We start from the raw sequence: 13,917 nt of genomic DNA, 5'->3' as shown, positions 1-13,917 counted from the left end.
TTATATAAAATAAAGCTGAAATAAGGGGATTATTATATCCAGACTTAAGATTATAAATGAAAGCAGTTTATTTTTTGACCTGAAGACAGGCTCTTTTTCAGATCATACAAGTAATAAGGGCACATATACTATTCTTATTTCTTTTATTCCCTAATCTTAATACTTTGAGATGCAAATACCAATTCGGAGCACTATAGTTGAACATAAGAATCACTATAATGTATTTTTCGTCACACTATAGTGCTCCGCAATATACACTATAATGTAACGAACTAAAAATAGCGAATGGAACACTTAAGAATAAGGAAGTAACTACCTAAAATACCTATAAAAGATACCAAACATATATTCCCCAAGAAATAGCTCAAAGTTTATCTATTCTACTTTTGAAGAAGTCTGTGAAGGAACTAATCCCATCTTCTTTGCCCGCTCCAGCATAAACGCATACGCCGCCTCATATTCATTGGGAATAATTCCGTCCAAGATTGCATCTTTAATAGCACTTTTCAAAGCACCTACCTCACGACAAGGTTGTAAATCGAAAATCTCCATAATCTCTTCTCCGCTCACAGGTGGCTGGAAGTTACGGATACGATCCTTTTCTTCCAGATCTTTCAATTTTTGACGTACCAATTGAAAGTTATTCAGGAAACGTTGTTTACGCTCCATATTCTTAGAGGTAATATCTGCTTCGCAAAGCATCATCAGATCGTCAATATCATCCCCTGCCTCAAAAAGTAGCCGCCGCACAGCAGAGTCGGATACCACATCATCCGCAATTACAATAGGGCGCATATGCAGACTCACCATCTTCTGAACATACTTCATCTTTTCATTCATTGGCAATTTCATCTTACGGAAGATATTTGGAATCATCTTCTCACCGATAAAATTGTGATTGTGGAAAGTCCAACCGACTTTAGGTTCCCAGCGTTTAGTTGCCGGCTTGGCTATATCATGAAGTAAGGCCGCCCAACGCAACCATAAGTTGTCTGTTTTCTTACTTATATTATCGAGTACCTCTAATGTATGGTAAAAGTTATCTTTGTGTGCCTTCCCATTTCGAGTTTCCACTCCCTGCAAAGCAGCCAATTCGGGGAAAATCAACGGTAACAGCCCACTTCGTTCCAACTCAACAAATCCTTTTGACGGAATGGGTGAGAGGATGATCTTATTCAACTCGTCTGCAATTCGCTCACGGGAAATAATCTCGATCCGTTCTTTATTTCGGCAAAGTGAATCAAAAGTATCATCATCAATATAGAAATTCAACTGAGTGGCGAAACGTATACAACGCATCATGCGCAACGGGTCATCGCTGAATGTAATATCAGGATCTAGCGGCGTACGGATAGTCTTTTCCTTCATGTCCGCCATGCCACCGAAAGGATCAACTAACTCACCAAAGCGGGATTTATTAAGACAGACAGCCAATGCATTAATTGTGAAATCCCGGCGATTCTGGTCATCCTCCAACGTTCCATCCTCAACGATTGGTTTACGTGAATCACGCTGATAGGATTCCTTACGTGCACCCACAAATTCCACTTCCGTTCCTTTATATTTTACTTGCGCCGTACCGAAATTCTTAAAAACAGAAACATGAGCACCACGTCCCAAGTGTTTTCCCAACGCTTCTGCCATAGCGATTCCACTACCCACCACTACTACATCTATATCTTTAGAGGGACGTTGCAGAAAAATGTCACGAACATAACCGCCAACCACATAACATTCCAATCCGAGCATATCAGCAGTTTCTGCAATCTGGCCAAAAATAGGTTCGCTAAAATACTGTTTCAATTCCTCCTGAGTCAATTCAATCATTCTTTCAATTATCAGTTATCAACTATCAGCTATCAACTTAATAAGTTTTAAAGTCGCAAAAGTACAAAAATAAGGGATAATATTTGTATTTTTGCCACCAGAATCATCTAGATTCAGCTTTATCCAGATAGAAACAGTACAGTTTTATAAAACGAATAACAGGATGAAAAAACTGATTACCCTTTATTGTGGTGCATTCCTATTGGCTGCGTGCGGAAACGGCATCGAAAAAAAAGCTAATGAAAAACTGACAGCAGCCCGCACAGCTTACGAACAAGGTGACTATAAAGAAGCCAAGTTACAAATCGACAGTATCAAAATACTGTATCCTAAAGCATTTGAAACTCGTAAAGCCGGTCAGGCTTTGATGTTGGATGTGGAACTTAAAGTACAACAACAGAAATTAGACAGTCTGAACAATGCACTCCAGGCAAAGCAACAAGCATTCGATGCTATTAAAAATCAATATATTCTAGAAAAAGATACTGCCTATCAGCAACTGGGTAATTATCTCTGGCCAACCCAGACTGTTGAAAAGAACTTGCACCGTTCTTTCCTTCGTTTTCAGGTGAACGAACAGGGTATTATGAGCATGACTTCTATTTATTGTGGAAGTAACAATATCCATCACACAGCCGTCAAAGTATCTGTTTCCGACGGAACATCTGCTGAAGCTCCCAGATCCAGAGACAGTTATGAAACCACCGATCTGGACGAGAAAATAGAAAAAGCTGATTATAAGTTGGGAGAAGACGGAGGAGTTATCGATTTCGTAAATCTCAATAAAGACAAAAATATCCGCTTGGAATATATCGGTGACCGTAAATATACGACTACTATGAATCCAACCGACCGACAAGCAGCAGTCGGAATTTATGAATTGGCACAAATTCTTTCCAACATGACTCAAATTAAAAAAGAACAAGAAGAAGCTAACCTCAAAATTGGATTCATCAATAAGAAAAAAGAAATTAACGCAGAGAAAGCTGCAGCAGAGAAATAATTAATATAACTATTATTGCCACAAATAAAAACTAGATGAATCCATTTAAATTGCATAAGCTTAAATAAAAATATAAAGCCGACTCAAAAATTAATGAAGAGTCGGCTTTACTTATCTTAGAATAATTCTTCTTTCAACTGAAATCTGTGAATAATCCAATCTGTTAATATCTCATTTCAGATCTTCTCATAATAACTCAATTGATGTCACAGACTTATCTAAAAACAGGAATAAGAGATGATACAGAAGGAGCCAAATCTTTCACATAAGGCCAACCATCATCAGTCCAATGTAAACGATCAAGTAATACAACACGACCATTATTGGCTTCCGTTTTTTTATATCCATGATAAATCAACCATTCAACCCCGTCATCATCTACCTGTATAATCGAGTTATGACCAGGACCTGCCCATACAGAGTTACCTTGTAGTACCACTTCATACTTATCATAGAGCATATCACCACCGGCTTTATTCAAATAAGGACCTAATATATTTTTAGAACGTCCCACTACTGTAGTGTATGAACTTTTTGCACCTTCACAACAACTTCCTATAGAAGCGAAAAGATAATAATACTCTCCCTTCTTATAAATATTAGTAGCTTCGAAATAATTTCCACAAATACGCTCTTTTAATACCGGAGTACCATCTGCGTTCATCTTTACACGCAAACCGTCATCGGTGAGTTCCGTTACGTAAATCCCCCGGAAACTTCCCCAAAACATATATTTCTTTCCACCATCTTCGTAGAAGAATTGATCGATAGAGTTCTGTACCCCCATATCATGCGCGTCTATCACACATCCTTTATCGATAAATGGACCAGTAGGCGAGTCAGATACGGCTACTCCTACATTACTGTTCCATTCATCCCCCCATTTAGCCCAAGAATAGTAAAGCACATAATGCCCGTCGAAGTAACGGATTTCGGGTGCCCACAAACTATGATCACCATCCCAGGTAGGACGTGTCTCGTTAGTAAACGCTGTCCCCATATATTCCCAGCTCACCATGTCTTTTGAGCGGTATATAGGCATGTTACGTGTGTCTTCAGTACCATACAGATAAAAATACCCATCTTGTGTATGAATTACTGTCGGATCCGGAACGCTTAAAGCAATAATTGGATTATTATATGAACGGCTTACTAAACAATAAAGAATGTCATTGTCACACATCACAACACTTGAAGAAGGTGCCGATAATTTTAATGGTAAAATATAGTATTTTACTTCCATTTTATCTCTGTCGATAACCACAGTTACTTCGGCCTTGGTATCATTGATACTATAATGAACTTTTTCGGTAAGATTATATGCTTCACTAGGTAACAATTCATAATCAGTTTTATGAGATTGATTGTAGGTTGCAACTAGATCCAACGCGTTTTCCGGAACAACCAGTTCACTTGTGAAATCCCATTGACTACCCGAAACCTTCCCATCAATTTTATAATTCAGTACTGTATTTACATTAAATTCAGTACTTTCTCCTTGTACAAGCACTGTTTTTTCATAGGAAGCAAACTTCAACATTGGAGCTTCTAAAGAAATATATAGAAGTAAATCTTGACGGTTTGCTTTTACTTCGACATTATCACTTTCCAGTCGCAAAGGAATCACATACTCAACTTTATTGTTTTCTTCTACAACCTTCAACAACTTTTCAGGAATAAGCTTTACATCAACATTCAGAGACTTTTGTTCTTTTGTAAAAGTTAGTTTTTCCGGAATTACCGAATACAAGTCAGAAGCTATTGATACATAAGAAGTTCCTTTATTCTTATTATACGCCGTTAATTCTTCTTCTGTCCATGTACTTATTTTCACATCACCCTCAAATGCCGTATTATCACCTCCTTTAAGGATTGATAAAGAGTAGACATATTCTTCTTTCTGAATAGAAACCTTGATTATCTCCAAACCATATTTTTTCAAATATACATAAGAGGTTTTTGAGTCTTTATTACCATTGTCATCTGTCTGAGGAACATTATCTTCTTTACCGCAAGCTGTAGCTAATAAGAAAACAGCTAACATACAAAGACCTTTCGTCAATACTTTTTTCATTGTTCTACATTTCATGTTTTTCATTTTAATTAAATTAGTCTAAGTTCTATATTAAAAAGACATGTGATCTAAATTCAAAGTTAAAGAAATATTCTATCATTTAGATAATATTTTTCAAGTATCTTATATTACCATTAAAAAAAAGTTTGTATCTATAGATTAGCATCGCTCAACTAACGTTAGTTTTTCTACTTAACCCTTCTATTTAGTTGATTATTCGCCTTTCCCGGCTTAGATTTACCTACTCTCTTTCCCGTAACTTTCTTTTTTCCAGCCCCGGACTTTGCCTTTTCTGCAAAAGGATTATTATTCTTTTTAATACTCATGTCACTTATTCCCCTTCATAATATTCTCCTAAGAACCAACGAGCCACAAAATCCCAATTCTCGTGAAGCAAAGCCTTTCCGTTTTCAAATGGGAACTGAGCATCGGGCAATAACTGATGTTCCATACCATATTTTAATAAGTCGAACGGACAAAGCCCCTGTTCACAAAAGAGTTCATAGGCTTCTTCTTCCGCTGTTTCTGCATTATACAACTCATTCCGTTTATCTGCAAAATACTCCGCTACATCGGGGCCTATCAATATTCCTTTCATATTAGCATACAATACAAAATTCTCACATTCCTGCAAATCCGGCAGTAAAGAGTCTTCTTCATCTTCCCATTTCAAAGCTTGTATAAAGAAAAGTTTCAAAGCAGCATAAGAATCAAAAAACATTAAAGCCTCGCCTCCACTCGCTTTCATAAAACGTTCTACATTGACAGGCAATTTCTCATCCTTCAAAGCAACAGGCAAAGCAGTACGTTGTTTTTCCATCAATTCTGTTTCCATCAGCCAGTCACCGGCAAGTCCGTCACTCATAGGAGCTTCTTCGAATACTTCATCCAGTAATTTATAAAGTATATCTGCAAATTCCAGCAAATCTGCATCCAACGGATTCTCAATATAATCTGTCTCTTCTCCAACTGGAGAATTGATTGCCCAAAGCAAGAAAGCAACATCTTCTTTATTAATCTCATCCGGAAAATAACTTCCGGACACCGTATAAAAAGGAAGATACTGACCATAACTTTTCTTGTGCCAACGGATAAACTGACGCCAATTGCCACTATCCGCCACACAATCTTCCAGATAAAGTGCCATCGTAATGGCAGCCTGTTGTTGAGTCTCTTGCGTTTCTTCCCGATATAGATCCGACTCACTAATCACCAATAACAAATTATTAGCTAAATCAAGATACCATTGATCTGTATCCACTAATTTCAGACGGCTGTGAAAGTCCAGCCATGTTTTCATATATATTTTCTGCTGCTTCATATTCTTTTTACTATCCAACCTGATTATTCCCGATTCTTACAATCTCTTCAAAGCCAATTTAATAACCTTCTCTACAGGTGCCTCCGGTTCCTCCTTCAAAATAGCGAACACCACTTTTTGCGAAGGAGCCGTAGCAAAACCAAGCATAGTTAATGCAGCCACAGCTTCTTCCTGCACCTCTACATTGACAGATGATGACAGTATTCCAACAGAAGCACCTCCACTTGCGGCAATTGTTCCCAGCGTTTTGATTTTATCTCTTAAATCGACAATAACACGTTGCGCTGTTTTCAAGCCAATCCCTTTCACCGTTTTCAACAGATTAGCGTTTTCCGTACTAATCACATTCACCAATTCAGCGGGAGAGAGTGCAGACAAAATCATACGCGCTGTATTTCCACCAATACCCGATACGGAAATCAACAACAAAAAAAGCTCGCGTTCCTGCTTTTCAGCAAATCCATACAACACATAAGCATCTTCACGAATAGCTTCGTAAATATACAACTTGCAACTTTTCTTTCCCTGAATAGCAGAATAAGTATTCAACGATATATTAGCAATATATCCCACCCCGTTACAATCAATTACTGCGGTTGCCGGACTTAGCTCGGCAAGCTCGCCTCTAAGATATTCTATCATAATGGGACAAATGTATACTTTATTTTTCAGCCTCGCAAATGAAGTTTATTAGCAATAAAAACATTTTTCATGCACAACAGCAGATGTCTAATTCCTCAATCGGTATCCTTTCAAACCATAATACAATATATAGACTTCCCCTGCAATAACGAGTACCCATGTCCAATACCAATTGCCACCCATTAAATCTGCAAAAATTCCTTGTAAGAAAGGGATAATACCGCCACCAATCACACCCATTGTTAATACTCCGGATGCTTTAGTCGTATATTTTCCAAGCTTATCGGTTGCCAGTGTGAAGATAGCCGGCCACATAACAGAATGAAAAAAGCCTACTCCTGTCAATATCCATGGATTTGCTGCCAACATAGCCAACACAAGTAACACAATGGCTCCTATAGAGGCAACTACCAGTTGCTTTTCAGAAGATACCCTCTTAATAAAAGAACCTAGAAAACGTCCTAACAACAGTAATCCCCAATATAAAGCAGCCATATGGGTAGCATTGACTGCAAACGATCCTCCCAATTCAGATGCATACATATTCACATTTGCTCCAACGGCAACCTCAATGCCGACATAAAAGAAAATACCCCATACCCCTAATTTGAAATGTCGGAAAGACCATACACTTTTTTCAAGTGTCTCTCCCGGTGCTTGCCGGATATTATCGATAGTTGGCATTTGTATTTTGCTCACGAAGATCGCAACAATCAACATCAATAATATTAATATGAGAAGCGGAAGAATAAATTGTTTCGTAGTAATATCATGCAAAGGCGTTCCGCGAAAAATCAAATAACTAATAACAAGTGGTGCAATAGCCATACCAATCGAATTGCTTGTTCCTCCTATCATTTGTCGTTGTAAAGCTGTAGTATTACCGATCTGGCAAACAGCAAGATATAGATTGAGTACCACTTGTAAAACAGTCGCAGACATACCGATTACAAAAGAGCCGATCAAGAAAATGAAGAATCCGAGAGATATCTCGTTTCCGACAATTGAAACTTGTACCGGAGTATATATATGAAAAAGTACAGCTGCTTCATAAATCGCTAATCCAACGACAAGTATCAGTAATGCAAGAAAAGATGTTTTCCGATACCCATACTTTTCTAACCAGCGCGTCCCGAATCCCTCAGACAAAGGATAGGCAAGAAACCAAGAGAAATTTAACATGGTAACCAACGCATTTGTAATATTGCCATCGTGAAGTAACATAGCTGTTTGTAATGGTATCTGAAACTGCTGATTGATGACCGTAAAAAGTCCCACGATGAAGTAAAGAATCAACATGACTATAAACACGACAAACACATTAATCACTTTACTCCGATTATTATTCTGGATCATAACGAGATAATTTTTATTGTATAACTGATTAAGGAACAACCTCTCTAAAAAAAGGTTGTGTAATAGAATACCATATTTCCAAATTATGGTAAAAGAGAAGATGTCTCCATTAAATCTCCAAAATAAAAAAGAGGGTGGTATCAGGGAAAATTTCAACCACCCTCTTAAAGGACCATAAATAAAGCCAGACTTTCTCAAGCACAGAATTCTTCATCAGTCCCAGGAATTGCATCTTCTAAATTAGTGGGGAATTAAAAAAGTATTTAGAAGAATCCCTTCGCTATCAAACAAAATTAAAATAAGGGTATTCTCATTCGGAAATACCCTCATAGATTATTATTTTCTTCCAAAAGAAGAATGCCTCCCACAGAAATGGAAAGGCATCCTATTCTTTTAGTTCTTAGGAACGGTTACTGTAATAATGCTACTTGCATCATTGTATCCAGTGATTGTACCCCACTGAGAAGTAGCAGTCACTTTCACCTTAATGGTATAGTCATTAACAAATGAATAACCCTTACCGATAGTAGTGAAACTAATCTTACCTTCTGGAGTAACAGTCAAATATTTATCAGAAGTACTTCCAACAATGCTAAATGTAGGAGCAGACAGACCATATACCAAAAGAGCGTTTGCATTAGCAGCAAAGTTATCACCACCTATAATAGCATTACCCTTTTCCCACATAGTTTTGCCACGATAATCACTCCAAACAAAACCGTCAGCCAAGTTAATTGTAGCAGCTCTGTCAGTCAATGTTACAGCAGTCTTACCAGCTTTCCAAGTACCACTAATCTTAGCAATTGTGATATCAGATTCCAATGTTTGAACAGCTGTAGTACCTAATTTAACTACTGCTTTCATCTTAACGTTTTCTGTTACGCCATCTTTTTTCTTGAATTGATCTTTGTTGAAAGCCAATGTAGTAGTAGTGAAAGTCAAACCTTCAAAGTTATCCTTATTCGGTATAGTAATTTCGATAGAACCACCGGCAGGTAAAGATTCTTGCACGTTATCATAATTGCTAAATACAGACTTTAAGTCATATGAAACAGTGATACCATTAGGTTTACTACTGTCCGGAGTCGGAGTCAATTCCAGATTAACACCTGTAGAGCTACTCCATAATACATTGTCAAATGTCAAAGTTTCCAATGCAGGATAAGCTACTTTCACAGGAGCTGTAACTGTTACTGTATAACCGTCAGATACAGATTCAAATACAATTTTTGCAGTATAATCACCGGCAGCAATACCTGCAGGTACGTTTACAGTCAGTTCGTTACCTGATCCAACAACAAAGTATACTCCGGTTGTCGGGCGTTCTTTTACAGTCAAAGCCTGATAGTCAGCTACAGGGATATTCACGCTCGGATCTCTGTATATTTCAGAAGAAGGCAAAACTTTTGTCTGATCTGTGTTCGCCCATACTATATCCAATGCATTATAAGCATGACTCAGATTTTTAGTCTCACGAATGACAGTTACAGTACCCAAAGTTTGAGGATTTGCAGCTGTAGCAGGAGCAACCTCCATTGTGTAAGTGTTATCCTTCAAAGCCACATTAGCTTTTACTGTAGCATTTTTGCCAATCAGATCCACTACTCCTTCGTTTGCTTTCTTCAAGCTTACGCTACCGGCTGTACCTTTTTCATTCGATACATCAAAAAGATTCTTGTCAGTACCTTCCAAAGAATAAGTAGTCACAAAAATATTTTCCACGTTTAACTCACTAAATGCTTTCGTTTGTGTCTGTGCAGTAGCGTCTGTTGATGTTGTATAATCAATCGTCAATACACCAGCTTTAGAGAAATCAACTGCTTTAGGAGCATCATAAACGATTTCTCCAACTTTAGCAGTGGCTACAGTATAGTAAGCAGTCTTCAAATAATAGTTAGACTGAATTACAGCCAGATAATCAGAAGAAACATGAGTCGGAGTCAAACCAGCGTTACCGTCTTCATCTTCTTTACTATCAATATTCAAAGAAACGGCATGGCTTGTTGAACCTGTTGTAGTCAGACTGACGGTCAATATACCAGCATTATAGCTTTCTACTTTCACATCAAACTCATTTACACTACGAGTCCAGTTAGGACGTTCTTCTGCATTCAGGCTAATAGTATATTTTTTATTGAAATCTTCTACAGATGATACAGCAGAAGCCGGAGAAATGCGGAATTCCATTTTTTGAGTATTCACGCTCTTTGCAGCTACTACATATTGATCAGCAGAATTAACATCCGTAGTCTTTGCGTACAAAGTATAGAAATCCACGCTACGATCTACAGTAGAAGGAATAAATACCACACTCTGAATCATGCTATTAATAGCAATGCCCAAGCTCACCAACTCTTGTTTCAAACCTCCTAAAGCTGTATCCGCATCCTTCAGTTGAGCATTGATAATACTTGCAACTTCAGTATTTACAGCATTCTTAAACTGATCGCTTGCATAAAGTTGTGTATAGTTCTCCTGTAATTCCTTCACCTTAGCGATCACCTTTTCTACGCTTTCGAAACCTTCGGCAACAGCTTTTGTTTCCAATGCATCCTGATAATCCTTCAGTTCTACTAATTTAGCAAGAATACCTGTCTTATCGTTGTTGATAACATCATAAATATTTTTGATGACATCCGCTACCGTACCATCTGCTCCTGCAAGTTTGGCAACTTCACTCATACCACCCAGAGTTACCAATACCTTTGTCTGGATCGCGTCATTGATGGCAGTTGCAATCTTACCGTTATCACCTAAAGCATCAACAATTTCCTGGCTGATAATACCGGAAAGTTCCTGAGACTCAACATAGTTTGCGAGTTCTGCTTTTGTTGCAAAAGTAGCCTTCAAACTTTCCAGATCTGTAGACAAACCTTCAAGTTCGGAGATTTTATCTTCCAATTTTTCAATATCAGATGCCTGAAGGCTTTGAAGAGCTGACAAATCATTCTTGGTATTAGTCAATTCAGTAGTCAATTCATTGACTGCTTCTTTGTCGGCAGCATTCTCCAAGACTTTTTCCAGATTAGAAATCTTTGATGTCAATTCGGAAATCTGAGCATCCTTATTTTCCAGATTACTCTTCACAGTGGCCAACTGAGTTTCCAGTTCGGATTTAGCAGCATTGACAGCAGCTTTCATATCAGCTACACTCACAGGATTGTTCGATGTGATCTTGTCAATCTGTTCTTGCAAGTTGGACACGTCATCATCGTAATCTTTACAACTTGTCACAGTTGCCGTTGTCGCAAGCGCTAATGCTCCGAAGAGCATCACTTTAACAAACTTTTTTTTCATAACTACTTAAAATTACATTAATAATATATTATTAAACACTACGTTTCAATAATATTATTCCGTTACTTCGTAGGTAACAGGCGGATGCGTTTTACATCCAGCAGAATCTAATTAGTATGAAAAAACAATGATCAGACATGAAAACATTTTTACCCCTGCTTCCCAAGCACAGCAGAGGGGAGGGAAGTCTTTTATCTAAATCGAGAGTTCAATAGCAAACCAAAGAGCAAGACATCCACCGTTTTATCGTGCTACAAGCATTTTTAGCAATTTATATGAAAAAAAATCTATTTTGTTTGCATGTTTTCCAAAATATATCCATCTTTGCAGCATTATTCCGCCTGTTACCTACGAAGTAACAGACTAATATTCAGAATGCTACAACAGGAACTGAATATCTTATAAACTCTATTACCTGTTTATTAGCTTCATCTATTTTCTTATTCTGAAAAGGTTTGAGATAAGTTTCAGTCACCGTAATCGACGAATGTCCCATAGCCTCTGAAATAATTCCGGGATGGATCTCACAGTAATATGCTGTAGTTGCCCATGTATGGCGCGCTGTATACGAACTAAGTTTATCACCCAATCTCAATATCTTACCAAGCAACGCCAACTGTTTGTTGAAATTGCGCAAAGCCAGTTGATATTCGCGATAAGCTTCTTTCGTCCCCTCCTCACTGGTCAGCAATGGGAATAAATACGGAGAAGTTGCATCTCGGCTGATATGCCTACGCAAAAGTACCATTGCTTCCGGAGTCAATGTCACCGCCAAAGGACTTCCTGTTTTACGCCTGCGATATGTAATGACATTACCACGCAGATCACTTTTACGCAAATACGCAAGATCAACAAAAGGAAGACCACGAAGCAGAAACATCAGGATAAACAACTCTTGTGCACTTTCCAAAGAACAGCGTCCTTTGTGCGAATGAGGTAATTTTGCGAACACCTTTTTTATATCCTCTCCACCCAATGCCCGTTTACGATCGGCGCGTGTACCGGTATACACAGAACGGAAGAGATGCGGCACATAAACCGCTATACTTCTATCTACCGCACGATTATAAACAGCCCGAAACGTACGCAAATAAGTTGAAACCGTATTCCAACTACATCCACGACTACGAAGTTGTATTTCGAACCCTTTCAACCATTCCGGATTTACTTGTGAAAAACTAAAATCTTTTTTCCCATGATAAGCAATAATGGCATTGAGACTACTACGATAGACGTGAGCAGTACCAAAGTTCCCTTCCATTTGTAACCGATCGGCTACTTGTTTCATAAATGCTACTACTTTCATTATTCTACCAATTATTTACCTATAAATAAAACTATAAATACACACATTCTCATTAAACTAATAAAAAAAATATTAGTCAGAAAAACAATAGTTTATAATAAAATGTTTATTTTTGCAGCAATTAGAAAGAAATTTGTTCATTAAGACCTATTAAAGGATGAAAAAAGTAAGAGCCGCCATCGTTGGTTATGGCAATATCGGGCACTATGTACTTGAGGCCCTTCAAGCTGCACCAGATTTTGAAATAGCTGGTGTTGTTCGTCGTGCAGGAGCAGAAAACAAGCCGGAAGAACTAGCAAATTATGCAGTAGTGAAAGATATCAAAGAGTTGGAAGGTGTAGAAGTTGCCATACTTTGTACTCCGACTCGCAGCGTAGAAAAATATGCCAAAGAATACCTGGCAATGGGTATTAATACGGTCGATAGCTTCGACATTCATACTGGTATTGTAGATTTACGCCGTTCATTGAATGCTACAGCCAAAGCACATGGAGCTGTATCGATCATATCTGCAGGCTGGGATCCGGGAAGTGACTCTATCGTACGTACGATGCTCGAAGCAATCGCTCCGAAAGGTATCACATACACCAACTTCGGTCCCGGTATGAGTATGGGACACACTGTTGCCGTAAAAGCTGTTGATGGAGTGAAAGCCGCTTTATCTATGACTATCCCGACAGGAACTGGTATTCATCGCCGTATGGTATATATCGAACTGAAAGACGGATATAAGTTTGAAGAAGTAGCAGCAGCCATCAAAGCAGACCCTTATTTTGTAAATGACGAAACACATGTGAAACTCGTTCCGAGCGTAGATGCATTGCTTGATATGGGACACGGTGTAAACTTGACTCGCAAAGGAGTATCAGGAAAAACTCAAAACCAGTTATTCGAATTTAATATGCGTATCAACAATCCTGCACTGACTGCACAAGTATTAGTATGCGTAGCACGCGCTTCTATGAAACAGCAACCGGGTTGTTATACCATGGTAGAAGTTCCGGTAATCGACCTGCTTCCAGGCGACCGCGAAGAGTGGATCGGACATCTCGTATAAATCTTTGCTTTAAAGATGAAAATAAAAAGAGAAA

At 38.2% G+C, this 13,917-nt stretch carries 9 protein-coding genes; 2 read left to right on the top strand and 7 right to left on the bottom strand.

Features of this window, described 5'->3' with window-relative positions:
* Nucleotides 1-375: 375 nt before the first annotated feature.
* Nucleotides 376-1,827 carry a CCA tRNA nucleotidyltransferase gene (locus EJF25_RS05250; RefSeq protein WP_125040345.1) on the bottom strand — a complete coding sequence of 484 codons (1,452 nt, stop codon included), beginning with the start codon at nt 1,825-1,827 and terminating at the stop codon, nt 376-378.
* A gap of 163 nt (nt 1,828-1,990) precedes the next feature.
* Here EJF25_RS05250 and EJF25_RS05245 point away from each other — a divergent pair, with 163 nt between their 5' ends.
* Nucleotides 1,991-2,830 (top strand): outer membrane protein assembly factor BamD, encoded by an 840-nt coding sequence (locus EJF25_RS05245; protein WP_125040344.1) that lies wholly within the window; start codon nt 1,991-1,993, stop codon nt 2,828-2,830.
* Between the two features lie 214 nt (nt 2,831-3,044).
* Here the strand turns inward: EJF25_RS05245 and EJF25_RS05240 are convergent, their stop codons facing one another.
* The 6 genes from EJF25_RS05240 to EJF25_RS05215 all read right to left on the bottom strand — a co-directional run bounded on the left by EJF25_RS05240 (nt 3,045) and on the right by EJF25_RS05215 (nt 12,829).
* A complete protein-coding gene (locus EJF25_RS05240) occupies nt 3,045-4,904 on the bottom strand; it encodes a family 43 glycosylhydrolase (RefSeq protein WP_160119376.1) in 1,860 nt (619 codons plus the stop codon).
* Between the two features lie 331 nt (nt 4,905-5,235).
* On the bottom strand, nt 5,236-6,225 hold the full coding sequence (locus tag EJF25_RS05235) for a DUF3843 family protein (RefSeq protein ID WP_125040342.1): 990 nt from the start codon (nt 6,223-6,225) through the stop codon (nt 5,236-5,238).
* Between the two features lie 36 nt (nt 6,226-6,261).
* Nucleotides 6,262-6,867: a Holliday junction branch migration protein RuvA gene (ruvA, locus tag EJF25_RS05230; RefSeq protein WP_125040341.1), complete on the bottom strand. Its 606-nt coding sequence runs from the start codon at nt 6,865-6,867 to the stop codon at nt 6,262-6,264.
* 87 nt (nt 6,868-6,954) lie between these two features.
* Nucleotides 6,955-8,223 carry an MFS transporter gene (locus EJF25_RS05225; protein ID WP_125040340.1) on the bottom strand — a complete coding sequence of 423 codons (1,269 nt, stop codon included), beginning with the start codon at nt 8,221-8,223 and terminating at the stop codon, nt 6,955-6,957.
* Nucleotides 8,224-8,616: 393 nt separating this feature from the next.
* Complete coding sequence (locus EJF25_RS05220; RefSeq protein WP_125040339.1) at nt 8,617-11,520, bottom strand: coiled-coil domain-containing protein; 2,904 nt, start codon at nt 11,518-11,520, stop codon at nt 8,617-8,619.
* Between the two features lie 370 nt (nt 11,521-11,890).
* On the bottom strand, nt 11,891-12,829 hold the full coding sequence (locus EJF25_RS05215; RefSeq protein ID WP_306308331.1) for a tyrosine-type recombinase/integrase: 939 nt from the start codon (nt 12,827-12,829) through the stop codon (nt 11,891-11,893).
* A 154-nt stretch (nt 12,830-12,983) separates the two neighbouring features.
* Here EJF25_RS05215 and EJF25_RS05210 point away from each other — a divergent pair, with 154 nt between their 5' ends.
* The gene (locus EJF25_RS05210) at nt 12,984-13,883 is read left to right on the top strand and encodes a diaminopimelate dehydrogenase (RefSeq protein ID WP_125040337.1); all 900 of its coding nucleotides are present in this window, start codon (nt 12,984-12,986) and stop codon (nt 13,881-13,883) included.
* The last annotated feature ends 34 nt before the right edge of the window (nt 13,884-13,917 follow it).

It is taken from the genome of Bacteroides faecalis (assembly GCF_003865075.1).
GTDB classification, from domain to species: domain Bacteria; phylum Bacteroidota; class Bacteroidia; order Bacteroidales; family Bacteroidaceae; genus Bacteroides; species Bacteroides faecalis.
This window is presented reverse-complemented; position numbering and strand designations above follow the sequence as displayed.